Below are 24795 nucleotides of genomic sequence, written 5' to 3' on the forward strand. Positions count from 1 at the left end.
CCGCGCCGCGGGCGTCGCGGCGACGCGCTGGATGCAGCGCTAGGCATTCGTGGCGGTTTTTGCGTGTCGCAAGGGGTAGGGCATGCTAGCTTGCATGCCACCATACGATCCGAGGGAACGAACGGTTGCTCGACAAGCTTGAACTATTGCTGGCGCTGGCGAAGGAACGGCATTTCGGCCGGGCCGCCGAAATGTGCGGCGTGACGCAACCGACGATGTCGACCGGGCTGAAGCAGCTCGAGGAGATCCTCGGCGTGATGTTGGTCCAGCGCGGCTCCCGCTTCCAGGGTTTTACGCCGGAAGGCGAGCGGGCGCTGGATTGGGCGCGGCGGATCGTGGGCGATGCCCGCGCGATGCGTGACGAGATCAACGGGCTGAAGCATCAGCTCTCCGGCGAGATCCGAATTGCGGCAATCCCGACCGTGCTCGGTATGGTCGCTGCGCTGACGACGCCGTTCCGCGCCAGGCATCCCGAGGTGCGTTTCCGCATCCAGTCCACCACCTCATCCGAGGTGCTGGGGTTGCTCGAGAATCTCGAGGTGGATGCAGGCCTGACCTATATCGAGAACGAGCCGATCGGCAAGGTGCGCACCATTCCGCTCTACAGCGAGAGCTATCGTCTGCTCACCGCGCCGGATGGAATGTTCGGTGATCGCGAGACGGTGACGTGGCGGGAGGTCGGACAGGTGCCGCTGTGCCTGCTGACGCCCGACATGCAGAACCGCCGCATCATCGACCGCGCGTTACGTTCGGTCGGCGCCGAGGCGACGCCGACCTTGACCTCGAATTCGCTGCTGGTGCTGTTCACGCATGTGAAGACGGGGCGCTGGGCCAGCGTGATGCCGGCCAAGCTCGCCGAGACGCTCGGCCTGTCCGATACGGTGCGCTCGATCCCGATCATCGATCCCGATGTCAATTACAGCATCGGCATGGTGATCCCGCAGCGTGATCCGATGACGCCGCTGATCGCGGCGCTGGTCAATGTCGCGCGAGAAGTCGCGCCGTCGCTGCAATCGTAGAATTCAGGCCGCGGCCGATATTCCGGACGCCGACTTGATCGCGTTGCGGGGCAGGGTGACGCGCACGACGGTGCCGACCTCGAGTTTGGAGCGCAGCCGCATCGAGCCGCCATGAAGCTGCGCCAGCGAGCGGGCGATCGCCAACCCCAGTCCCGAGCCGTGATAGGTCTTGGTGAGCTGGCTCTCGACTTGCTCGAAGGGGCGGCCGAGCCGCGCCAGCGAATGCGGCGCGATGCCGATGCCGGTGTCGGCGATCATCAGCACGATCCTGTCGTCGAGCTGCCGGCTGCGCACCACGATGCGTCCGCCGTCGGGCGTGAACTTCACGGCGTTGGAGAGCAAATTGACGATGATCTGCTTGGTGGCGCGACGGTCGGCGACGACGGAGATGGACTTTGCGATGTCGGCGTCGAGCGTCAGGTGCTTGTCCTGCGCGCGGCCGGTGACGACCCGCAGGGATTCCGCCAGCGTCTGCGCCAGGTCGAGCTCTTCCATGTCGAGCTTCATGCGGCCGGCCTCGATCTTGGACATGTCGAGGATGTCGTTGATGACTTCGAGCAGGTAATGCCCGCTGGTCAGGATGTCGTGGCAGTATTCCTGGTACTTCTCCGAGCCGAGCTCGCCGAACATGCCCGAGCCCATGATTTCGGAAAAGCCGATGATCGCGTTCAGCGGCGTGCGCAGCTCGTGGCTCATATTGGCGAGGAATTTCGACTTGGTCTGGTTGGCTTCCTCGGCGCGGGTCTTCTCGCGCTGGTATTTCTCGGCGAGATCGGCGAGTTCGCCCGCCTGGCGCTCCAGGGCTGCCTGCGAGCGCTTAAGGTCGATGACGGTGGCGCGCAGGCGTAGATCGTTGTCGACCAGCTTCTGCTCGTGCTCCTTGATGCGGGTGATGTCGGTGCCGACCGAGACGTAGCCGCCGTCCTTGGTGCGGCGCTCGCTGATGTGCAGCCAGCTGCCGTCGTCGAGCTGCGCCTCGAAGGTCCGCGCACCGGGGCCCTGGCTCGCAGTCTCGTTGTGCCGGGTGCGAACCTCCGGCATGCGGCCGACCTCCAGCACGGTCTCGTAGGAGGTGCCGGGGATGACGGCGCTGTCGGGCAGCTTGTGCAGGCGCTGGAAGTGCGAATTGCAGAGCACCAAGCGGTCGCTGGCGTCCCACAGGACGAAGGCTTCGGGAATGGTCTCGATCGCGTCGCGCAGGCGCAAATCGGCTTCCACGGTCCGCTCGGCGAGGCTCTTCTGCTCGGTGATGTCGACCGCGATCCCGATCAGGTGAACGCTGGAATCGGTCGCGCCGCTGGTCTTCTCGCAGCGGACGCGGAGCCAGATCCAGTGGCCGTCGACATGCTGCATGCGGAAGGTCTGGTCGATGTGGTCGATCTTCTCGGAGATGAGCTGGTCGGCGATCTCGAACAGGTCGATGTCGTCGAACTTCACCAGCGCGTTGACCTCGCCGAAGGTGAGGAGCTCGTTGCGGCCGTCGAGGCCGAGCATTGAAAACATTGACTGCGACCAGAAGATGCGGCCGCGCGACAGGTCCCAGTCCCACAGCCCGCAGCGGCCGCGGTTGAGCGCGGTGTCGATCCGGCCGCGCACGGCGTCGTTGATCAGGTCGCCCTCGCGGGCACGGGTGGACTGCCAGTGGAAGGCGAAGCCGAGGATCAGGACCACGAAGCCGGTGGTGGCCGACAGCGTCACCGATAGCGCGGCGTCCGAGCCCCAGATCGGCTCGTTGCGCTCCTGGATCACGGTCACGAAGCCGGGCAACGATTTGATCTGCCGCGCGGTCGCCATTGCGGCGTTGCCGTTCGGCAGCGTCATATCGGAGATGTTGTCGTCGCGCGGCGGTGCCGCCAGCAGTTGCGCCGTCGTGATTGCGTCGAGCAGGCGGTCGTTGCCCGAGGGATCGCTGTCGATCGGGATGCGAGCGAGGATGCGGCGGTCGATTCCAGCCGAGGTGACGATGACGTGGCGGCCCGAGGCGGTGCCCCAGGTTGGAATGAGGTCGGGCAGCAACGCCGGGAGGCTCTCGATGTTCTTCAGCCGCTCCTGTCGCCCGGAGGTGAGGCGGTCGATACGCTCGGCGAGCAGGTCGGCGAGCGCCGAGATGTCGTGGCGGATCACCAGCCGCTTCTGGCGCGTCTGGTCGACGACCTGCACGAACGCGCCGAGGCAGATCGTGATCAGGAATGCGATGATGAGCGTCGGCACGGCGCGGCGCAGCGCAGGCTCCGCTATCAGGAGCCGATGATAGGCAGGTTTCGCGATCGATTGCGCCAATCCTTTGATCGAATCGGATTGGACGCACGCGTTCGCGGCGTCTGCACGCGACATGCCTAAAGCCCCCTGGAAACCTGCTTGCAACTGGACTTCGGAAGCAGCCCCACATCGCTTCCGAATCATGGTCGATTTGAATCCAGATTTCGCGGGCTGTCGAGAGTCAACGAATCGTTAACGCGAATTTATTCTTATCCAACGCGCAGTTTGTGCGTCGTGCGTCCGCAAACTTACGTGCGCGGCGAGTCCGAAACGAGAACGTGTGACTCCTCGCACATTCTCTGTCACGCGCGCGGCGGTTCGGCGTGACTGATGACGCGCTTCACGCTCGGGAACGCGCGCCGCAACGCGCGCTCGATCGCATCGACATGCTCGTGCACCTTGATCACGCTCATCGACGGCTCGGCGCGGCAGTGGAAATTCACGATCTCGCCGGCGTCGGTGTTGCGGACGCGAACATTATGGATGTCGTGGATCTCGCCGCTGGCGGCATATTCCGTCAAGGCTGCGGCGATGGCCCGCACCCGTTCCGGTTCGGCATCGACCCCGAACGGCAGTTCCGGTTCCAGCGGCTCGATGTGGACGTCGACCTCGACATCTGCGCCGAACTCTTCCTGGATGTTGCGTTCCAGCGTGTTGGCGACGTCATGGGCGGCGTAGAGCTGCATCCCCCCGTCGACCTCGAGGTCGATGCTGACGATCAGCTTGGCGCCGAGATCGTGCACGGTGACGTGGTGGATGGCGAGGCCCGAATTGTGGGCGATGACCATGATGCGGTCGCGCACGGTCTCGTTGTCGCGCGCCACGGGGACTGCGGTGAAGGTGAGGTCGGTATCGCCGAAGGCCGTCTCGACGGCTGCTTGCGCGTTGCGCTTGATGTCCTCGACCCGGTCGATGGGGTAGGTCCGCGGCACCTTTGCGATCGTGTCGATAAACGTGGTGGCACCGACCATGCGCACGCGGAGCCGCTCGATGTCGATCACGCCCGGCACGCTGCGGATCGCGGCCGTGGCCGTCTCATGCGCGCCTTCCGGAGCGCGGTCCACCAGCGTCTGCACGGTCGAGCCGGCCATGCGCAGGCCGAGCAGGGCGATCATCACGGCCACTGCGGCGGCGGCAGCCGCGTCGCCCCACCAGAAGCCGAGGCCGGCGAGGATCAGGCCCACGATCACGGCGAACGAGCCCATCACGTCGGAGGCGAAATGCAGCGCATCGGCGGCGAGCGCCTGGCTCCTGGTCTCCCGTGCGGCACGGTGCAGGGCACGGGCGCGCCAGAAATTGACGGCGATGTCGATCACCAGCACGACGAAAGGGACGGCGGAGATCGTCGGCGGCGCAACTCCCTCTCGGAGATGGCTGTAGGACTGGACCAGGATTCCACCGGCGAGCACGTAGAGCAGGGCGGTGACGCCCAGTGCCGAGACACTTTCGAGCTTGCCGTGGCCGTAATGATGCTCTTCGTCCGCCGGCTTGTCGGACACCCGCACCACCGCCCAGGTGATGATGGTGGCGACCAGGTCGATCGACGAATGCAGCGCCTCGGAGATTAGCGCCAGCGAGCCGATCGCGATCCCGACCGCGAACTTGGCCGCCGCCATGCCGCCGCTGGCGAATATCGAGATCGCTGCGACTGAGGTCTTGTTGTGTTGGGAGCTCATGGCGGGGATTTAGCAGGCCGCGGGTGAACATCAAGCGACGATCCACAGGCGTAGACGCTAGTGAGTTGCAGGAGCGGGTGAACTCCGTCGTGCCCGGACTTGTCCCGGGCATCCACGTTCTTCGGAGCGACAAAGACGTGGACGGCCGGGACAAGCCCGGCCATGACGAGTGGAGAGACTGGTGCGCTGCCGCTCTCTCTGGTCGTCGCGGCCACTACACCGTCACGACGATCTTCCCCAGGTGCTTGTTGGCCTCCATGTGCTCGAAGGCCTTGTCGATGTCGTCGAAGGCAAACACCTTGTCGATCGGCAGCTGCAGCTTTCGCGACTCGACGGCGCCCCAGATGTCCTTGCGGACCTCCTCAAAAATCTCACGGACCTCCGCGACGGTGCGGGTGCGGAAGGTGACGCCGACATAATCGATGCGGCGGGCCGCGTGCAGGTCGAAGTTGAAATCGGCATGGGTGCCGCCGAGCCGGCCGACATTGACGATGCAACCCTTGACCTTGGTCGCCGCGAGGTTCTGGTTCGCGACCTTGCCCGAGACCTGGTCGACGATGAGGTCGACACCTTCGCCGTTCGTCGCCTTCAGCACCTCGTCGACCCATGAGGGGTCAGAGGAGTCGACCGCAAGATCGGCGCCATACTCCTTCAGCCGGCTGCGGCGATAAGCATCGGTCGAGGAGCCGATCACGAGCCTGGCGCCCTTGAGCTTCGCAATCTGCATCGCCATCAGGCCGACGCCGGAGCTTGCGCCCTGGATCAGCACGGCTTGCCCGGGCTGCACGCCGCCGATGGTGACGACGGCGTTGTGCATGGTCGCGAGTGCGACGGGCAGGGTGGCGGCTTCCTCGAAGTTCATGTTCGAGGGCGCGTGGAAAAGCCGGCCGTGATCGGCCAGCGTGTATTCGGCAAACGCCGCGCCGCCCGAGCCCATGATGCGGTCGCCGACCTTGAGGCCCTTGGCATCCGGTCCGAGCGCGGCGACCTCGCCGGCCCATTCCATGCCGAGCACGGTGCCGGCGCCGCCGGCCGCGCCATGGGCGTGGCCCTTGCGCATGCCGGTGTCGGCGCGATTGAGGCCACAGGCGCGGACCCGGACCAGCACCTGCGTGCCTTCAGGCTTTGGTTGAGCGACGTCGGAAATCGTAGCGCCACCAGGGCCGTAGACATAAGCCTTCATGAATTGCTCTCGCTTCTTGCAGTGATTATTCAGCAGCCTGCGCTGTCGGATGAACGATCATGCCTTCGAGCCGGCTGCGGATGATGGCCTCCGCTTCGCGCACGATGCGGGAGATCAGTTCCGCGCAGGTCGGGATGTCCTGGATCAGGCCCTGGACCTGGCCCGCCGACCAGATGCCTTCGTCCGAGTTGCCGGTCGCGTAGACCATCTTGCCGCGGGCGCCCGCGACGAGTTCGCGGATGTCCTCGAACTTGGCGCCTTCCTTCTCCATCGCTACGACCTTGGTCGAGATCTCGTTCCTGGCGACGCGGGAGGTGTTGCGCATGGTGCGGAAGATCAGCTCGGTTTCGCGCTCGTCATTGGCCACGATCTTCTCCTTGATGAGCTGATGAATGGGGCTCTCTTTGGTCGCCATGAAGCGGGTGCCCATGTTGATGCCTTCGGCGCCGAGCGCCAGTGCGGCGACGAGGCCGCGGGCGTCGGCAAAGCCGCCGGAGGCGATCATCGGGATCTTGATCTTGTTGGCGGCGGCCGGGATTAGGATCAGGCCGGGGGTGTCGTCCTCGCCGGGATGGCCGGCGCATTCGAACCCGTCGATCGAAATGGCGTCGACGCCCATGCGCTCGGCCGAGAGCCCGTGACGGACGCTAGTGCATTTGTGCACGACCTTGACGCCGTGCTTCTTGAACTCGTCGACATGCTCCTGCGGCTTGTTGCCGGCGGTTTCGACCACCTTGATGCCGCTCTCGATGATGGCGGCGCGATATTCGGCATAAGGCGGCGGCTCGATTGCGGGCAGGATGGTGAGGTTGACGCCAAACGGCTTGTCGGTGAGATCGCGGCAGCGGGCGATCTCCTTCCTGAGGTCCTCCGGTGTCGGCTGGGTCAGCGCCGTGATGAAGCCGAGCGCGCCGGCATTGGCGACGGCGGCGACCAGCTCGGCGCGCCCGACCCACTGCATGCCGCCCTGGACGATCGGGTGCTCGACTCCGACGAGCTTGGTGAACCGTGTCTGCAGCATGATCTGTTTCCCCGCTTGCGTGGCGCTCTTTTATCGGTCGATGCCGGCAGGATGCCGCCCGGGTCGGGAAAAGTCTATTGCGAGGGCGTGCGGTGGAGGCGGGGCGATCATGCGGGGAGTGGGGGGATTCCGTGAGGCGGATAATTGACGCGGGCTCGTGTCCCGGACGCGCTGCAACGCCTCTTCGCGTTGCCGCGCAGAGCCGCGACCCATGCCCAGCGAGCGCTCTGAAAGATGGGCGCCGGCTCTGCAGCGCACCGTCGAACCGGACGATGCTTCGCTCTGCCGGGGGATGCTGCGCTGCGTCCGGGGCACGGACGCACAATCTTCCGATCAATCTCGATCCGACTTGCAAACAGCAGACGCATCTTCGCATCCTCGCGGCGCATTTCGCCCGAGCTTTGCCTGATCGCATCGCCCTCGTCGTGACAAGGGCGCAGGGAAGGCCGGGCGCCGGCTGGCACCCGCAAGTCCGTGCGCCAGAAGAATGCACACGGGGTGGACCACAGGTCAGCCAATCGCCCGGCCTTCCCTGCGCGGTGGTTTACGGCTTACTTCGTGCTCTCCCCGGGGAGCGATGCACTATTGCCCCCGTCGCCCCGCAGATGGCTGATGCAAGCGCCCGGTCGGGCAGCACGCATCACCACAGGACTTGACGCACAGACCCCGGGCGTCAGGACCACACGACTTCGCCGTCCGCGCACGTCCTCGCTGGGTCTTCGGGAGCTGGCGTGTGCTCGCACCCGAAGCCATGCGAAGACGCTGTCGGCGCCGTGTCGTAGGCGCGAAAGCCTGTGCTCACGGTTTCCCGCCCTGCAAGGCTCGCCGCGCCCGACGCCGTCGCGTCCATCGCTGCCCCACCCGCGGTCCGTGACGATCGCGATCCGCCCCTTGTCCCGGGTCAGGGTGTGTCGTAGGTGCGCCAAATCCGAATTTCGGTAAAGTGGAATATTTTGGCAGACGGGGATTGACAGGCGGCGCGCGAAATTTGTGCGGCTGTTTTGCCCGACGGGCGAACCCTGCCGGGCTATTCCGTCGACAGCCGCACCATCTGGCGGCCGCCGTTCATTTCCTTGAGGCTGTTGACGAAGTTTTCGGGGCGCTGCCAGCGGTAGGGGACCTTCAATCCCATGTACTCGGCGATGTCGCCGATGAAGCCGGTGCAATTGGTGGTCTCGGCGTTCCAGACCGGCGAGCTCGCCTGCAATTTCTTGATATAGGCAAACACGCGCTTGGCGTCGGCTTCGTTCAGATATACGCGGTAGTTCGCGGTCAGATACTCCGGGTCGAGATCGCCGTAGCTCGCGCCGGTCTCCGCCGGCACCCAGGTGAGGTGACCAAGCACATAGGCCCAGGTGTCGCCGGCGGGCGTGAGCCCTGCCACTTCGACGGCGCGCTCGCTGGTCTTGCCGTACCAGACGAAGGCGTGGCCCCAGCTCGCCGCCGTGCGGGCGCGGAAATCGACGTAGTACGGACCTTTTTCCGCGCGCGTTTCCGCGCGCGCGACCGGGCGCCGGGTCGATGGCGCCGGCCGTGATACGGTGTCGGTCGTGGCAAGCGCGTTTGCGTCAGCAACGCGCTTGTTCGCTTCGTGGGCCGAGGCCGAAGGTGTCGTACACGCGAGCATGGCCGCGAGCGCGAATCCCGCAAGGATGCAGGGTCCCGATCGATCAGGTTTGTTCGTCACGCTGTGCCCCTCGACTGTCGGCCACTCACGCAGAGTCTACGCTTGCTTCTGCGGGTATTTCGCTAACGCGTCAGTAGCGCGCTGCGACGGGGCCGGGCGCCTTGCCGATCGGGGCCTTTCCAGCCGGGCTCTTGCCAATCGGCATCTTGCCGATCGGCGCCTGCTCCGAATAGACGGGAACGGGCTGCCGGCGCGGCAGATCCGCGGCATTCGCGACCGTTACCAGAGCAAGCGTAGCACCCACGACAAATACAATCTTCTTCACAGTCATACCCCTAGAAGGTTTGGTCCAAACACGGCACCGCCGTGCCCCCAGACACGCCTCACAGAAGGGCGGCCGAATGCGTCCACAGTGCGGCATCGGCGCGACATGTTGGCGGCATCTGCCGGCCGCGCGGAGATGTGATGTGTCTGGATGTTTCGGCGCGCTCTGCCCAGCCTACGCGACTCGGCCTCACCCGATCCGGTTCAGGCTGTTCCTGATCGTCGAGAAGATGCCGCCGATGTCTTTTCGCAAACCGTCGAGCGCGTTGAAACTGTCGAAGATGCGGGCGAGGCGGTCTTCGACCTCGCGTTTGCTCTTGGTCAGCGCGTCGACGCGCGAGGCGAGGGTGACGTCGCCGTTTGCCTCGATCTCGCCGACGGTTTTGGCGAGGAGGTCGTGCGTCGTGCCGACGTCCGCGATCATGGCCTCGATTCCGAACACGGGCGCCTTCAGCGGGACGAGGTCAGCCTGCGACTTCGACAGCTCTGTCTTGAAGGCGTTCAGCGTCGCCAGCGTTTCCTGTAACGCACCGAGGCGCTGGCGCGACTGGAGAACAAAATCGTTCAACGCATTCTGGCGGTCGGCAAGCGTCTTGCCCTCGGCGTCGATCTCGACACGGGCGAGCGAGCGTTCGAGCTGGGCCCGGCGCTCGCCGAGCTCTTCGAAGTCGAGCCCGATGCCTTTCAGGATGTGGAAGCTGTCGTCGATGCGGGCCAGGCGCTGCTCGATCTCGATCTTGTTCTTCGACAGCGTCTCGACGCGGGCGCCGAGCGGTGCTTCGCCGCCGGTTTCGAGCTCGTCGACGCTCTTGGCGAGGCGCTCATGGCTGAGGCTCAGCTCGCCGATCAACGCATTGAGGCCAGCGTCCGACGCGCGCAGCGGCACCAGCTCAGCGTGGGACTTCGCTAGATCGTCCTTGTACTGGTTCAGGGTCGCAAAGGTGTCCTGGACCGCGCCGACCCGGGACAGCAGCGTCGATACGTCGCCCGCGATGTCCTTGAGCCGGTCGGCGAGGTTGTTCTTGCGGTCGTCGGTCTCGAGGTCGTGCAGCGAGCGTTCGAGCTGGTTCTGGCGGTCGCGGATCTCAGTGAAAACCGGCTCGACCGCGCGGCGCTGCTCGGCGATCTTGCCGACCATATCGCGCAATTCCTGCTGGCGGCGGCGGATTTCGGCGAGCTGGTCGTGCATGTCGGTGGATTCGTTGCGGCCCCGCTGCAGCAGGGCGCGCTGCTCGGTCTCGCCCAGCTTGTCGTGCAGGGCGGAAACGGCCTCCCGGGGATCGCTCTCGATCAGGTGCTGGACGGTGGCGTCGAGGTGGTTCTGCAGGGCGTGGGCGACGACCACGTCCTCGCGGGTCTTCTTGAGGCGGTCGCGCAATGTGTCGAGGCGCCGGTCCTGGCGCGAGAGCCGCCAGGCGGAGGCGCCGATCAGTGCCAACGCCAAGGCCAGGATCGCGCCGGTCGCAACACGCTGCGGGACGGGCAGGCCTCCGAACCAGGCAGGCAGGTGGCCGACATCGTAACCGAGCGCCTGCTGGGCGAAGATCGCGATGGCAGTGAGCAGAACAAACCAGGCAACCAGGAAAAACAGCCACATCGTGACTTCCTCACGCCGGCACATTATCGCCATAATTGCTATTGGAGAGCGGAACCGAGATCAAGGGCGGCGGGAGCTTGCTGGATAGGTCCGGCCTCACGATCCACGGCTGAATGCGTCAGCCGATCGGTGGAGGGGGAGAGGCGCGTTTCCCGTGTTGGGGGCAGACGTTCAGGGCGCTGGTCATGCCCGGGCTTGTCCCAGGCATCCACGCGCCTCCGCGCCAACAGAACGTGGATGGCCGGGACAAGCCCGGCCATGACGGAGAGAGAAGCTACAGCCGAAACTCGTTGGTCAGCTCGCCGATGCCGTCGATCGCGACGGTCACAATGTTCACCGGCTCTTTCATCACGCCGACGCCGACCGAGGTGCCGACGGCAATGAGGTCGCCGGGGAGCAGGGTCATGTCGTGGGAGATCCTGCTGACCAGCTCCTGCGCGGTGAAGATCATGTCCGATATCGGATAGTTCTGTCGCTCCGCACCGTTGAGGATGGTGCGGACCACCAGCCTGACCGGATCGAGACCGGTCGCGATGACGGGGCCGAACGGGCCGTAATCGTCGATGCCTTTGGCCCGTGCCCATTGCGGGAAGGTCGGGTCGCTGGTCAGGATGTCGTTGGCGGTGATGTCGTTGACGCAGGTGTAGCCGAAGATGAAGCTGTCCGCTTCCGCCGGCGACACCCGGGCACAGGTCTTGCCGATGACGATGCCGAGCTCGCCTTCATACGTGGTCTTGCCATCGTAATAAGAGGGACGGCGGATCACCGCGCCTGGCGTCGTAATGCTGGTGGTGGCCTTCAGGAGGTAGAGCGGCTCCGGTGGCTCGGGCTGGTTGAGCCTGGCCGCGAGTGCATGAAAATTGTTCCAGAGCGCGACGATCTTGCTGGGCACGCAGGGCGCGAGCAGTTCGACCTCCGACAGCGCCAGCGTCTTGCCGGTGGCTGCATGGCGGCCAAACATCTCGCCCTCATGGACGCTGATACCCGACGACGTTAGCGTGCCGAAGCCGGTCGCACCGCTATTCCGGAAGCGGAGCCATTGTTTGATCTCGCCAGCCATCACGCCACCGCCAGTGCGCGCGGATCCGATGGGGTCGGGATGCCGTCGTAGAGACCGGCAATGCGGGCGCGCTGGGTCACCATCGCCAGCACTGAATCGAGGGCGGGGGTGGCGACGCCGGTGAGGCGGCCCATCTCCTGCACGACGGTGACGAGCGGGTCGATCTCCATCGGGCGGCCGCGCTCGAGATCCTGGAGCATCGAGGTCTTGTGCGCGCCGACCTTGCGCGCACCTTCGATGCGGCGCTCGACGTCGACGCGGAATTTGACGCCGAACGTTTCGGCGATGCCTTGCGTCTCCATCATGATCGCGCGCGACAGCGCGCGAGTGGCCGGATCGGTGCAGATCACGTCGAGCGTTGCATGGGTGAGTGCGCTGATCGGGTTGAAGCAGACATTGCCCCACAGCTTGAGCCAGATCTCGTCGCGGATGCGGTCGAGCACCGGCGCCTTCAGCCCGGCTGCGACGAAGAGATCGGCGAGGCGTTGCACGTCCGGGGTGATCTCGCCGGAGGGCTCGCCGAGCGGAAAGTTGTTGCCGTAGACGTGACGGATCACGCCGGGCGCCTCGATCTCGGTGGCGGGATAGACGATGCAACCGATGGCGCGCTCGGCGCCAATTTCGCGCCACTGCCGTCCGCCGGGGTCGATGCTCTCCAGCGTCGAATTCTCGTATTGGCCGCCGTGCTTGTAGAAGTACCAATAGGGGATGCCGTTGACGGCGGTGACGATGCGGGTGTGGGGTCCGAGCAGCGGCTGCATTGTCTCGATCACGCCGGTGATCGAGTGCGCCTTCAGCGTGATGATGATGTAGTCCTGCACACCGAGCTCGGCGGGATCGTCGGTGCAGCGCGGATGCACGGTGTGCTTCTCCTCGCCCGCGAGCAACGTCAGGCCGCGCTCGCGCATCGCGGCAAGGTGCGCGCCGCGTGCGACGAGGCTGACGTCGGCGCCCGCGCGCGCGAGCTGAACCCCGAGATATCCGCCGATTGCGCCGGCGCCGTAGATGCAGATCTTCATGGAATCCTCGCGAAGCAGCGGAAGCCGGATTTCGGGACGAAAGATCCGGTCCGGCTCGGAAGGTCCGAGCCGGGGACGGTAGTCGCAGGGGAAGTGAGACGCTTTAAGCTGCTTGCGGCGTGCCGTTGATCGCTTCGTCCACGAAGGAGGCGATGTCACGCATGCTGATGACCGAGACGAGGCTGTAATCGTCGATGACAGGCAGGTGCCGGATGTGATTCCGGTTCATCAGATGGCGGACGTGCTCGATCGTGTCGTTTGAGGTGCAGGATACGAGCTGCTGCACCGAGACGAGCTGCGAAACCTTGACGTTGACGGCATTGGCGCCGTGCTCGGCGACGGCGCGCACGACGTCGCGCTCGGTGAACATGCCGACCGCGGTGTTACCCTCGGAGCGGACCACGTCCTTCACCACAAGTGCGCTGATATTGTTGGCGCGCATCAGCTTGGCGGCGATACCCACCGTTTCGTTCATTCGCACCGTGACAACGCGCGGTGTCTTCTTGCGCAGAATGTCTCCGACCAGCATTGCAACCTCCCTGGGTGAATGATGCGGCAAGTGTGGTATACATAATGCCAATCGTCAAGCACTCGATTTGGCTGTTCCGAAAAATCTTGAGGCAACAATGCTGACGTTTGCCGTGAGCCAAAAAGAAAGAGGCGCATCGCTGCGCCCCCTGTCTCACCGTGCAAGGAGTGTTCGTTATGCCGTCTCGGTCTTGGCGTTCCCCGTCGCGGCGTTGGCGCTCTCGGCTTCCTTGCCGAGGATGAAGGAGCGGCGCATCGGCTTGATCACGAACAGCGCCGTCAGGGCCGCCGTCGCGTTCAGCGCGACTGCGACCACGAACACGGCCTTCCAGCCATACGTGGCCGAGATCACGCTGGCGAGCGGAACGAGCAGGGACGCGGTCCCCTTCGCCGTGTAGAGCATGCCGTTGTTGGTGGTTGCGAACTTCGAGCCGAAGGTGTCGCCGCAGGTCGCTGGGAACAGCGAGTAGATCTCGCCGAACACGCCGAAATAGACCGCGGTGGCGAGCACGAAGACGACAGGGACGTGGCCATAGGCCGACAGCGTCAGCAGCATCAGCGCGGCGGTGCCGAAGGCGATGAACATGGTGTGCTCGCGGCCGATCGTGTCGGAGACGAAGCCGAAGAACGGCCGTCCGAAACCGTCGAAGATGCGGTCGAGCGAGATCGCGAACGTCAATGCCGCCATCTGGAATCCGGCGAGCGTGACCGGCGTGTCGGCGATCTTGAAGTCGTGTGCGATCGGGGCGATCTGCGCCGCGGTCATCAGGCCGCCGGAGGCGACCATGACGAACACGAGATACATGACCCAGAAAATAGGGGTGCGCAGCACCTGGGGCGGGGTGAAGTCGATCTTGGTCTGCGGCAGATTGAGCTGCTTCTTCTTCGGCGGGATCGAGATCCGCGGCGGCTGAATGAAGAAGGCGAGCACGAAGACGATCACGCCCTGGCCGATGCCGAAGGTGAGGAACGCGTGCTGATAGCCGCTCGTTGCGATCATGGCTGCGATCGGCACGACGGTGAGTGCAGCGCCTGCGCCGAAGCCGGCGGCAGTCGCACCGGCGGCAAGGCCCCGGCGATCGGGAAACCATTTCAGCGCGTTGCCGACGCAGGTGCCGTACACGGCGCCCGCGCCCATGCCGCCGATGATCGCGGCCGCGTAGAGCAAGGTGAGGCTATCGGCATAGGAGTTGAGAATCCACGACAGCGCGATCATGACGCCGCCGAACATGATGACGATGCGCGGGCCGTATTTGTCGACGAACCAGGCCTCGATCGGCACCAGCCAGGTTTCGGTGACGACGAAGATGGTGAAGGCGAGCTGGATCGCGGCGCGTCCCCAATGGTGCGCGTGATCGATCGGATCGACGAACAGGGTCCAGCCATATTGCAGGTTGGCGATCATCGCCATGCAGACGATGCCCATGACCAGCTGGAGCCAGCGGAAACCTGTGCGGAGAGGCGCGGCCGTGACAGCGCCATCGGTGCTGGAAATCATCAAGAACCTCCCAAGCGCCTGTCTGGTTCGACACCGGTCGCAAGATGACCTGATGTCGCAATATTGTGGCTTATCGTCGCAAGCGCGGTGGCGACCTTGGTATACCATATTCCAGATTGCAAGCCCTATCTTGGCGCGCGCCTGAAAATTTGCGGAGTTCCTTTAGGGACGGCGGGTTCACGAAAACGTCGCGCACAACGAAAACGCCCGGCCGCGAGGCCGGGCGTTTTGCGCGAGAAGCGCTTTTGGAGCGCGTCAGACGGTCGATTGCGCGACCACGACCTTGCGCCAGGGCTTGAGCACCGCGATCGCCAGCGCCGAGGCCAGGATGTTGGCGCCGGCTGCGATGATAAACACGTTGTCCCAACTGCCCGACGACTGCTGCATGTAGTTGCCGATCGGGACCAGCAGCGCGGCCGTACCCTTCGCGGTGTAGAGCAGGCCGGCATTGGTGGTCGCGAACTTGGCGCCGAACGTGTCGGTGCAGGTCGAGGGGAACAGCGAGTAGATCTCACCCCAAGCGAAGAACACGAAGCCCGAGAGCAGCACGAACCAGAGCGGATCGTGGCCCCAGAGGTAGAGCATCCAGATGCCGATACCTTCCATGCCGAAGGCGATGAACATCGTGTTCTCGCGGCCGATCATGTCGGAGATCCAGCCGAAGAACGGACGCGTCAGGCCGTTGAGCACGCGGTCGATCGTGGCCGCGAAGGTCACCGCGGTCATCGTCACCGCCATCAGCGTGACCGGCACGTTGTCGATCTTCCAGTCCGCCGCGATCGGCTTCAGGTTCGCCGTCACCATCAGGCCGCCAGCGCCGACAATCACGAACATGAAGTACATCAGCCAGAAGATCGGCTGACGCAGCACCTCGGTCGGCTGGTAGTTGCGCCGGGTCTGCTGCAGATTGGCGTTCACGACCGCGTTCGGCACCTGACCTGCTTTCGGCGCGAGCAGGAAGAAGGCGAGGATGCAGATGATAATGCCTTGTCCGAGGCCGAAATAAAGGAAGGTGGTCTGGAAACCGCTGTCCTTGATCATGGCCTGGATCGGCGCGACGGTCAGCGCGGAGCCCGCACCGAAACCAGCGGCCGTGATGCCCGCGGCAAGACCGCGCTTGTCCGGAAACCACTTCAGCGCGTTACCGACGCAGGTGCCGTAGACGCCGCCGGCGCCGATGCCTGCGATGATCATGCCGAGATAGTAGCCGTTGAGCGTGGTCGCCTCCGCGTTGATCGCCCAGCCGGCGGCACAGAGCACGCCGCCGACCAGCACCACGATGCGCGGACCGTATTTGTCGACGAACCATCCTTCGATCGGCACGAGCCAGGTCTCGAACAGCACGAACAGCGTAAAGGCCCATTGGATCGACGCACGATCCCAGCCGAACTTCTTCTGGATGTCGGGGACGAAGAACGTCCAGCCGTATTGATAATTGGCGATCATTACCATCGCCGCGACGCCAACTGCCAATTGCGTCCAGCGATACGTGTCGCTAACGCGCGCGGCTGTCGGGGCGGTTGCTTGCACCATGTCCGTCATAAAGCCTCCCGTGGCGCCTCTCATTTTTCTGCGAGCGCTGGAACGGCATTCTTGTATGCATTATGCCAAGCTTCAAGCGCTGGTCCGGTCACCGTGCGCAAATGCCGCAGGACCTTGCCCGGTTGCGGCTGTGACTCAGGACAGCACAAGTAGAAATGGCCCCGTGATCCGGGGCCATTCATCAAAAGTAGTATGCGGACTGATCTAAAACCGTCTCCCGCTGCGCGCGCAGGCGCGGGCGGCTGTCCGGCCTACAGGCCAAAGCGCGGCAGGTCGCCGTTGTGATTCGAGATCTCGGCGCTCGCCATCAGGAGGCGGTCGATCGTTGCCATCAGGCGGGCGAACAGCGTGGAGGAGGGCGCGAGAGCGACGGAAGCGGTCTTGGACATCGGAAATCCCTTTCTCGAGACGGTCAGTAGTGCTGTCTCATTTCGAAAGGGAATTTATGTATACCAGATGCCAATGTCTATGCATGCCATTGCATAGCAGCATTTAGCTTTTCGCATTGCAGCATAATAATCAGTTAAATGGGCCGATTTGAGCGGGATATGCCCAAAGCCGGCCGAAACTGAACCATTTGACCGTCGATATCCAAAAACGGAGCCTTGGCAGCGGCACATGAAGCCGTTAGTGGTCTGCCCCCTCCAATCATCTGTCAGAGTGGTTCATGTCGAGCGCCTCGCCCGCCGTCTCGATCGGCATCGATTTTGGGACCAGCAACACGGTCGTGGCCCTTGCGGCGGACGATCGCCGGGTCGAGGCCATCCGCTTCGACCATGGTGAGCAGCGCCACAGCGTCTTCGTGTCAGCGCTGTGCTTCTGGGAGGACCGGCCGGGAGCCGGCGCCCAGGCTGAAGGCGGCCCGTGGGCGATCGAGCAGTTCCTGGAAGGACGCCATGTCTACCGCTTCCTCCAGTCGTTCAAGACCTTTGCCGCAAGCTCCAGCTTCAACACCACCCAGGTGTTCCGGCAGCGCTACAAGTTCGAGGATATTTTGGCGGCGTTCCTGCGGACGCTGGCGCGGCATGGCGGCGATAAATTCGGCTTCGAGACGTCCACCATTACAGTCGGTCGCCCCGTCCGCTTCGCCGGGGGCAATCCCGACGAAGCGCTGGCGATGCAGCGCTACCGGGCCGCGTTCGAGCGCCTCGGCGCCGGCCACGCCCGCTATGTCTACGAACCCGTGGGCGCGGCGTTCTCCTTCGCCCGCCGGCTGGAGCGCGATGCGACCGTGCTGGTCGCGGATTTCGGTGGCGGCACCAGCGATTTCTCGGTGATGCGGTTCTCGCGTGCCGGCGGCGCCTTGCGCGCCGAGCCGCTCGGCCATGCCGGCATCGGGATTGCGGGCGACACCTTCGACTACCGTATCGTCGATCACGTCGTCTCGCCGCGGCTGGGCAAGGGCTCGAGCTTCCGCTCGTTCGACAAGGTGCTGCCGATCCCCACCGGCCACTACACTAATCTCGCGCGCTGGCATCAGCTCGCGATGATGAAGAGCAACGGCGACCTGCGCGAACTCCGGGAGCTTGCGCGCACCGCGGTGAAGCCGGCTCTGCTCGAGGATTTCATCACCATCGTCGATCTCGACCTCGGCTTTGCGCTGTACCGCGCGGTGTCCGACGCCAAGGTCGCGCTGTCGGCCCAGGATCAGGTGGAGTTCCGCTTCAAAGGAGGCGGGGTCGATATCGGCTCGACTATCACGCGGAAGAATTTCGAAGCCTGGATTGCCGACGACATCGCGAGGCTCGGGGCCACCGTCGACAAGGTGCTGGGCGAAGCCGGCATCACCGCGCGCGAGGTCGAGAAGGTGTTTTTGACCGGCGGCACGTCTTTCGTGCCGGCCGTTCGAAAACTGTTCGCCGAGCGGTTCGGCAACGAACGGCTGATGTCGGGCGATCAGTTCGAGTCGATTGCGTACGGCCTTGCTTTGATCGGACACAGCCCGGACCCGGACCGCTGGACCGCAAGCGGCGGGCTCCAGTCGAGGGCGGGCGCGTAGCCTACGGTCACGCGGCCGCCCCTAAGTCGCGTCCGATCGCTATTGCTTGATCTCAGGCTCGACGAGCTTCGCCAGATTGCGCAGCGATTCCTGCCAGCCGAGATAACAAGCCTCCGGCGGGATGACGTCGGGGATGCCGGCCTGCGTGATATCCAGCTCGGTGCCTACGGATACTTTCTTCAGGATCACGGTGACCTGGATCTCTCCCGGCAGATTGGGGTCGTCGAACCTGTCGGTGTAACGGAGACGTTCGCCGGGGACGAGCTCGAGATATTCGCCGCCGAAGGCGTGGCTGTTGCCCGTCGTGAAGTTACGGAACGACATCTTGAACGTGCCCCTGACCTTCGGCTCGAAATGATGGACGGTGCAGGTGAAGCCATTCGGCGGAAGCCATTTTGCCAACGCATCCGCCTCCAGGAAGGCGCGATAGACTTTCTCCGGGCTGGTCGTGAGAACGCGGTGCAGGCGGACAGTGCTGGGCATGATCATTCTTCCTCATGAATCGCCGGGCTCGACGTGGGCGTCTACTGCCCGTTCATGTCCAGATGACGAAGGAGATGCTGCCGATCCGACGCGGCGTCTCGATTTTTTTTGATGGATCCACGCATGGGGCGCTCGGCAGCCTTCGAGAGCAGCTCGCCGGGGGGCGAAAGATGAGCGCTGAATAGCGCGCGTCCTGCACCTACCGCCGGGCTCCCGAGCCGTTAAATTCCGTCAAGCCTTGCAAATGGCGAGGATGAGGTATACGTTGAGGCTGTTCGTTCAGCCGCTGTGCCTTGTTGAATGCGCCCGCGGGCTCCTTTTCCATAGACATCGACGAATAGAATTTGTTCTGCGTGACGATCACGCGGAACCTGCGCGTATGCGCTTTGGAGAAGAAAATGACGACAGGTACTGTAAAGTGGTTTAACGGCCAGAAGGGCTTTGGATTCATTCAGCCGAACGACGGCGGCAACGATGTGTTCGTTCACATCAGCGCGGTCGAGCGGGCTGGTCTTGCAGGTCTCGCTGAAGGCCAAAAGGTCAACTTCGAACTCAAGACCGACAAGATGCGGGGCAAGGTCAGCGCTGAGAATCTCTCGCTGGCCTAAGCCTTGGTGCCGTTTCACGGATGTACTGAAACGGCCATGCCACCCGCTCGATCCCAGGATTGAGCGGGTTTTTGTCCGTTGCAGAGCAGGGTGAATAATGAGCGCCAAGAGACCGGCCGAACCGTCACCCGAAAGCATCGCGCGTTCTAACCGTCAGCGTTTGGCCGCTGAGGAAGGCGCGCGGGCGATGGTGGACGTTGGAAAGCAAGCCGTCGATGTTCGCAAGAACATGGCGCGGCTTCGAGAGCTGCGCCAGGCCAAGGAAGCGGCAGACGCCGCCCTTCAGGCGTCGCTGCCGCCGCCCGTCCCGACGAAGCGCAAGAAGAAGGTGACGCCATAACTGGCTTCCATTGCGCCGAGGACAATTTGGAGAGGGCCGATCACATGCCAAAGAGTGCGGGTCGTGCCTAGAATAAAGTCGGATGGCGGTGGCACCATCACCTTCTTTCTCGCGCTTGGCGCGGGACGACAGATGTGCCGTCTTGCGACGACGTTCCTGACGCAGAAGCAGGCTTTCAGTTATCTTCGCAAGAACCGGACCGAGTTCGAGCGCATGGCGCGGGCGCAGCTCGCTTCTGGTGCAGTCGAAGACGGAATCGTCGTGCTCTCGATGCTGTAGACCAGGCGGATTTCGGCGCCCCGCCTTTAGCGGAATTCGCGGTCGGAGTCTGGGATCGTCGTGCCTATTCGGAGCCGCTTCCCGGCTTCGCCTCCCGGGCCAATCGCTCCGCTTTCAGCCGTTCGCGATTCTCGTTGAAGGAGTTCTGGTCCTTCGCATAGTCATTGATCGGCTTCTGCGTTGTCGCAGGCTTGAACGCCTTGTTGGCTTCACGCTTGGCGCGATCAGAGGATTGATCTTTCGACATTTAAGCCCTCAATTTGATCAACGAGCGTGGTCCTGGCGAGTGCCGGACGCGACGCCACCCGTGCCCGAACTGAAAGGCCGACTTGCCATCCTCGGAAGCGAAGGCGACCAGTTCTTCAGCGTGGGGCAGGGTCTTTGCGAGGCGTACTGCACTCGCCGTGGAGATGGCATGCTGGCATTTCCGGCATGCTCGCATTTCCGGGAGCACACCGGTCGAGGGAGCAACGGCCGGCCACCGCATCTGTTCCTCGCGAACCAATCTTTAATCCAGCCTTGGCGGCGCGGCAAGCGCGCCGATCGTGCGATGCAGCCTTTGCGCGCCAACAAAAAGGCCGCCGAAGCCGGCGGCCTTTCGCGTCGTGAGATAAGCCCGCTTATTCGGCGGCCTGCTTCTGCGGCGGATCGAGCGCGCCGGACTTGTGGATATCGGCGACCTGATGGTCCGAGAAGCCCAGCACGGTGCGCAGGATCTCGTCGGTGTGCTCGCCGAGCAGCGGGGATCGCTCCACCTCGCTCGGGGAGTCCGACAGCTTGATCGGGTTGCCGACGGAGATGTACTTGCCGCGGGTGGGGTGGTCGACCTCGACCACGGTGCCGGTCGCGCGCAGCGACTGGTCCTCGGCGATCTCCTTCATCGACAGGATCGGGCCGCAGGGAATGTCGTCCTTGTTGAGGATTTCCATCGCCTCGAACTTCGTCTTCGTCATCGTCCATTGTTCGATGCGGCCGAAGATCTCATTCAGGCGCGGCAGGCGGACGGCCGGCTTGGCGTAGTTCGGATCGGTCTTCCAGGAGGGCTCACCGATCACGTCGCAGATCTTCTCCCAGACCGGGGCCTGGGTGATGAAGTAGATATAGGCGTTGGGATCGGTCTCCCAGCCCTTGCACTTCAGGATGCGGCCGGGCTGGCCGCCGCCGGAATCGTTGCCGGCACGCGGCACGGCATCGCCGAACGGAATGCCTTCGCCGAACTGGCTGTATTCCTTGAGCGGACCATGGGCGAGGCGCTGCTGGTCGCGCAGCTTGACGCGCGCGAGATTGAGCACGCCGTCCTGCATCGCGGCGGTGACGCGCTGGCCCTTGCCGGAATGGGTGCGCTGATAGAGTGCGGTGACGATGCCGAGCGCCAGATGCAGACCGGTGCCGCTGTCGCCGATCTGCGCGCCGGTCACGAGGGGCAAGCCGTCGCGGAAGCCGGTGGTGGAGGCGGCGCCGCCGGTGCACTGGGCGACGTTCTCATAAACCTTGCAGTCCTCGTATGGTCCGGGACCAAAGCCCTTAATAGAGGCGACGATCATCTTCGGGTTGATCGCCTGGATCTTCTCCCAGGGGAAGCCCATGCGGTCGAGCACGCCGGGGCCGAAATTCTCGACCAACACGTCGCACTTCTTGATGAGCTCGGTGAGGACTTCCTTGCCCTTGGGGTTCTTGGTGTCGAGCGTGATCGAGCGCTTGTTGTGGTTGAGCATGGTGAAATACAGGCTGTCCACATTCGGGATGTCCTGCAGCTGGCCGCGGGTGATGTCACCCACGCCCGGGCGCTCCACCTTGATCACGTCGGCGCCGAACCATGCGAGCAACTGCGTGCAGGTCGGCCCGGACTGGACGTGGGTGAAGTCGAGAATGCGAACGCCCTCGAGCGCTTTTGTCATCGTGTTGCTCCGTACTCTGATCTACCCCTGCACCCGCAGGGACCTTGTGGGTTGACGGGGATGCTTACTTCTTCTTCTGCAGAACGCTCTGCGGATTGAGGTTGCCGATGCGGCCGCTCTCGGAACCGGCGGCCGGATCGATCACGGCGTTGATGAGCGTCGGCTTGCCCGAAGCCATGGCCTCGTTGACGGCGCGCTTGAGCTCGTCCGGTGAGGTGGCATTGACGCCGACGCCGCCGAAGGCTTCCATCATCTTGTCGTAGCGGGCGCCCTTGACGAACACCGTCGTCGCCGGATCGGCGTTGGCGCCGTTGACGTCGGTGCCGCGATAGATGCCGTCATTGTTGAAGATGACGACGCAGATCGGCAAATTGTAGCGGCAGATGGTCTCGACCTCCATGCCGGAGAAGCCGAAGGCCGAGTCGCCTTCGACCGCGAGCACGGGATGGCCGGTCTCGAGAGCAGCCGCGATCGCCTGGCCCATGCCAATGCCCATCACGCCCCAGGTGCCGACGTCGAGACGCTTGCGTGGGCGATACATGTCGATGACGCCGCGGGCGAGGTCGAGCGTGTTGGCGCCCTCGTTGACGAGGATCGCCTCGGGATGATCCTTGATGACGTTTTTCAGCACGCCGAGCGCGCCGTGATAGTCCATCGGCGATTTGTTGTTCATGAGCTTCGGCGCCATCTTGGCGACGTTCTCTTCGCGCTTGGTCGAAATCGCCTTGGTCCATTCGGCAGGCGGGGCGGTCCAGCCCGAAGCCATCGCCTGGTTGAAGGCGGAGACGACCGAGCCGATGTCGCCGACGACGGGCGCGACGATCTCGACGTTGGAGTCCATCTCGCGCGGTTCGATGTCGACCTGGATGAACTTCTTGGGCGCTTCGCCCCAGTTCTTGCCCTTGCCGTGCGAGAGCAGCCAGTTCAGCCGGGCGCCGATCAGCAGGACGACGTCGGATTCCTTCAGCACCGTCGAGCGGGCAGCGCCTGCGCACTGCGGATGGGTGTCTGAGAGGAGACCCTTGGCCATGCTCATCGGCAGGAAGGGGATACCGCTCTTCTCGACGAAGGTTTTGATCTCCTCGTCGGCCTGCGCGTAGGCCGCGCCCTTGCCGAGGATGATGAGAGGGCGCTTTGCGCTCTTCAAAACATCAAGCGCGCGCTTGATCGAAGCGGGCGAGGGGATCTGCGCGGGAGCCGCGTCGATTACCTTGACCAGCGACTTCTGGCCGGCATCGGCGTTCATCACCTGGCCGAACAGCTTTGCCGGCAGGTCGAGATAGACGCCGCCCGGACGGCCGGAGACGGCGGCACGGATGGCACGGGCAAGACCAATGCCGATGTCCTGGGCGTGCAGCACACGGTAGGCTGCCTTGCACAGCGGCTTGGCGATCGCGAGCTGGTCCATCTCTTCATAGTCGCCCTGCTGGAGGTCGACGATCTCGCGCTCGGAGGAGCCCGAGATCAGGATCATCGGGTAGCAGTTGGTGGTGGCGTGGGCGAGCGCGGTGAGACCGTTGAGGAAGCCGGGCGCGGAGACGGTGAGGCAGATGCCGGGCTTCTTGGTGAGGTAGCCGGCGATGCCCGCCGCATAACCGGCGTTCTGCTCGTGGCGGAACGAAATCATGCGAATACCGGCCGCCTGCGCCATGCGGCCCAAATCCGTGATCGGGATGCCCGGCACATTATAGATGGTGTTGATGCCGTTCAGCTTGAGCGCGTCAATGACGAGATGAAAACCATCCGTCAATTCCTGCTCGGTGCCCGGTGCTTCGGACTTGGTCGCGGTATTCAGCATGGGCCTTGTCTCCCTGGTCTCAAGATGCCGTTTCAGGCTTTTGGGGGCGATGCCTCGCCCTTTGGTGAACGTTGCCGGCTAGAAGAGTTCCTGACCATGCGCTTCGACGTAAGCGGCAAGGCCAAGGGTGTGATCGCGGGCGCGCTTCTCGGCGAGCTCGGTATCGCGCGCCTCCAGGGCTTCGATCATGCCGAGATGCTCGGGAAGCGACGTCGCGGTGCGGTCCTTGCGTCCGATGGTCAATTGCCGATAGCCACGCACATGCAGCAGCAAGTCGTTGGTGAGATCGACCAGCACCGGTGATTCCGACAGCGAGATCAGCGCCTGGTGGAAGGCGATGTTGGCGCGCGAATATTCCTCGACGTGATCCTCGGGCAGGCGATCCTTGCCAAATTCCTTGAAGTAGTCGCGCAGCGCCGTGATGTCTTTCTTGCGCGCTGTGGCGGTGATGAGGCGAGCCGCCATGCTCTCCAGCGCCGCCCAGGCGCGGATCATGTCGACGATCTCGCTCTTGGTCCTTCGGACCACCATGATGCCGCGGCGAGGAACCGTCTTCACGAAACCGTCTTGCTCTAGCATCGCGATGGCTTCGCGGATCGGCGTGCGGCTCACGCCGAGGCGCTCGGACAACGCGCGCTCGTCGAGCATGACGGGTTCGGGCGTCGAGTAGATGTCCATCTTGAGGATGGCTTCCTTCAAGGCGTCATACGCCTTGTTCTTGAAGCTCGACTCCGGGGCAATACGAACGATTGCGATATCTGCCTCGGCCATGTTCGGCAACGCCTTGGTTGGTTTCCGCAGTGACACGACGAATCTCCTCCAGTGGGAGTCGTCTTTTACAGGATTATTAACGGGAAAGTTTTTGGCATACCAAATACCAGAATGTCAAGCTGCCTATTTTTTGCAGCGTTCTAAGGTGCGCTGCAGCTTGACAAGTTGGCTTCTGGCATACCAAATGCCATCGCCAGCCATTTTTGATCCAAGCCGGCGGAGTAATCTCGGCTTTATGCCACTCCGTTCCGCGACATGGAACAGAG

23 protein-coding genes are annotated in these 24795 nt (G+C 63.8%); 5 read left to right on the forward strand and 18 right to left on the reverse strand.

The window, feature by feature from the left end:
* The first annotated feature begins 125 nt into the window (after positions 1–125).
* A complete protein-coding gene (locus IVB19_RS12405; RefSeq protein ID WP_018458564.1) occupies positions 126–1019 on the forward strand; it encodes a LysR family transcriptional regulator in 894 nt (297 codons plus the stop codon).
* Between the two features lie 3 nt (positions 1020–1022).
* Here IVB19_RS12405 and IVB19_RS12410 read toward each other — a convergent pair whose 3' ends face one another.
* The 13 genes from IVB19_RS12410 to IVB19_RS12470 all read right to left on the reverse strand — a co-directional run bounded on the left by IVB19_RS12410 (position 1023) and on the right by IVB19_RS12470 (position 16742).
* Positions 1023–3353: a PAS domain-containing sensor histidine kinase gene (locus IVB19_RS12410; RefSeq protein WP_247821430.1), complete on the reverse strand. Its 2331-nt coding sequence runs from the start codon at positions 3351–3353 to the stop codon at positions 1023–1025.
* Between the two features lie 227 nt (positions 3354–3580).
* Positions 3581–4954, reverse strand: coding sequence for a cation-efflux pump (locus IVB19_RS12415; protein ID WP_085362399.1), 1374 nt, complete (start codon positions 4952–4954; stop codon positions 3581–3583).
* A 214-nt stretch (positions 4955–5168) separates the two neighbouring features.
* On the reverse strand, positions 5169–6137 hold the full coding sequence (locus tag IVB19_RS12420; protein WP_018458567.1) for a quinone oxidoreductase family protein: 969 nt from the start codon (positions 6135–6137) through the stop codon (positions 5169–5171).
* Positions 6138–6162: 25 nt separating this feature from the next.
* Positions 6163–7158 (reverse strand): NAD(P)H-dependent flavin oxidoreductase, encoded by a 996-nt coding sequence (locus IVB19_RS12425; RefSeq protein ID WP_247821431.1) that lies wholly within the window; start codon positions 7156–7158, stop codon positions 6163–6165.
* Between the two features lie 1027 nt (positions 7159–8185).
* Positions 8186–8845: a hypothetical protein gene (locus IVB19_RS12430; protein ID WP_247821432.1), complete on the reverse strand. Its 660-nt coding sequence runs from the start codon at positions 8843–8845 to the stop codon at positions 8186–8188.
* A 70-nt stretch (positions 8846–8915) separates the two neighbouring features.
* Positions 8916–9116: a hypothetical protein gene (locus IVB19_RS12435; protein ID WP_247821433.1), complete on the reverse strand. Its 201-nt coding sequence runs from the start codon at positions 9114–9116 to the stop codon at positions 8916–8918.
* 183 nt (positions 9117–9299) lie between these two features.
* On the reverse strand, positions 9300–10706 hold the full coding sequence (locus tag IVB19_RS12440; protein WP_085385855.1) for a coiled-coil domain-containing protein: 1407 nt from the start codon (positions 10704–10706) through the stop codon (positions 9300–9302).
* A 274-nt stretch (positions 10707–10980) separates the two neighbouring features.
* Positions 10981–11766, reverse strand: coding sequence for a fumarylacetoacetate hydrolase family protein (locus IVB19_RS12445; RefSeq protein ID WP_204510720.1), 786 nt, complete (start codon positions 11764–11766; stop codon positions 10981–10983).
* Complete coding sequence (locus IVB19_RS12450) at positions 11766–12785, reverse strand: 2-dehydropantoate 2-reductase (protein WP_018458572.1); 1020 nt, start codon at positions 12783–12785, stop codon at positions 11766–11768. Before IVB19_RS12450 ends, IVB19_RS12445 begins: the two co-directional genes overlap by 1 nt.
* A 103-nt stretch (positions 12786–12888) precedes the next feature.
* On the reverse strand, positions 12889–13314 hold the full coding sequence (locus IVB19_RS12455; RefSeq protein WP_018458573.1) for a CBS domain-containing protein: 426 nt from the start codon (positions 13312–13314) through the stop codon (positions 12889–12891).
* A 174-nt stretch (positions 13315–13488) separates the two neighbouring features.
* Complete coding sequence (gene oxlT, locus IVB19_RS12460; protein WP_018458574.1) at positions 13489–14811, reverse strand: oxalate/formate MFS antiporter; 1323 nt, start codon at positions 14809–14811, stop codon at positions 13489–13491.
* A gap of 255 nt (positions 14812–15066) precedes the next feature.
* Complete coding sequence (gene oxlT, locus IVB19_RS12465; RefSeq protein WP_026233613.1) at positions 15067–16353, reverse strand: oxalate/formate MFS antiporter; 1287 nt, start codon at positions 16351–16353, stop codon at positions 15067–15069.
* 251 nt (positions 16354–16604) lie between these two features.
* Positions 16605–16742, reverse strand: a complete 138-nt coding sequence (locus IVB19_RS12470) for a hypothetical protein (RefSeq protein ID WP_018458576.1) — start codon at positions 16740–16742, stop codon at positions 16605–16607.
* Between the two features lie 278 nt (positions 16743–17020).
* Here IVB19_RS12470 and IVB19_RS12475 point away from each other — a divergent pair, with 278 nt between their 5' ends.
* The gene (locus IVB19_RS12475) at positions 17021–18352 is read left to right on the forward strand and encodes an Hsp70 family protein (protein WP_018458577.1); all 1332 of its coding nucleotides are present in this window, start codon (positions 17021–17023) and stop codon (positions 18350–18352) included.
* A gap of 39 nt (positions 18353–18391) precedes the next feature.
* On the opposite strand, the gene IVB19_RS12480 is transcribed toward IVB19_RS12475, so the two are convergent.
* Positions 18392–18835 carry an SRPBCC family protein gene (locus IVB19_RS12480; RefSeq protein ID WP_026233614.1) on the reverse strand — a complete coding sequence of 148 codons (444 nt, stop codon included), beginning with the start codon at positions 18833–18835 and terminating at the stop codon, positions 18392–18394.
* A 398-nt stretch (positions 18836–19233) separates the two neighbouring features.
* Between IVB19_RS12480 and IVB19_RS12485 the strand changes: the two genes are divergently transcribed.
* The 3 genes from IVB19_RS12485 (at position 19234) to IVB19_RS12495 (ending at position 20062) form a co-directional block, all read left to right on the forward strand.
* Positions 19234–19443, forward strand: a complete 210-nt coding sequence (locus IVB19_RS12485) for a cold-shock protein (protein WP_007593324.1) — start codon at positions 19234–19236, stop codon at positions 19441–19443.
* A gap of 97 nt (positions 19444–19540) precedes the next feature.
* Entirely contained in the window at positions 19541–19783 is a 243-nt protein-coding gene (locus IVB19_RS12490; protein ID WP_026233615.1) for a hypothetical protein, read from the forward strand.
* Positions 19784–19837: 54 nt separating this feature from the next.
* Positions 19838–20062: a hypothetical protein gene (locus IVB19_RS12495; protein WP_026233616.1), complete on the forward strand. Its 225-nt coding sequence runs from the start codon at positions 19838–19840 to the stop codon at positions 20060–20062.
* Positions 20063–20126: 64 nt separating this feature from the next.
* Here IVB19_RS12495 and IVB19_RS12500 read toward each other — a convergent pair whose 3' ends face one another.
* The 4 genes from IVB19_RS12500 to IVB19_RS12515 all read right to left on the reverse strand — a co-directional run bounded on the left by IVB19_RS12500 (position 20127) and on the right by IVB19_RS12515 (position 24529).
* A complete protein-coding gene (locus IVB19_RS12500; protein ID WP_007608360.1) occupies positions 20127–20309 on the reverse strand; it encodes a hypothetical protein in 183 nt (60 codons plus the stop codon).
* Positions 20310–20682: 373 nt separating this feature from the next.
* Positions 20683–21960 (reverse strand): formyl-CoA transferase, encoded by a 1278-nt coding sequence (gene frc / locus IVB19_RS12505; RefSeq protein ID WP_018458582.1) that lies wholly within the window; start codon positions 21958–21960, stop codon positions 20683–20685.
* Positions 21961–22024: 64 nt separating this feature from the next.
* The gene (gene oxc / locus IVB19_RS12510) at positions 22025–23758 is read right to left on the reverse strand and encodes an oxalyl-CoA decarboxylase (RefSeq protein ID WP_007608367.1); all 1734 of its coding nucleotides are present in this window, start codon (positions 23756–23758) and stop codon (positions 22025–22027) included.
* Between the two features lie 78 nt (positions 23759–23836).
* Entirely contained in the window at positions 23837–24529 is a 693-nt protein-coding gene (locus IVB19_RS12515; RefSeq protein ID WP_162496371.1) for a GntR family transcriptional regulator, read from the reverse strand.
* Positions 24530–24795: the final 266 nt, after the last annotated feature.

Source organism: Bradyrhizobium sp. 187 (genome assembly GCF_023101005.1).
Lineage (GTDB): Bacteria > Pseudomonadota > Alphaproteobacteria > Rhizobiales > Xanthobacteraceae > Bradyrhizobium > Bradyrhizobium canariense_D.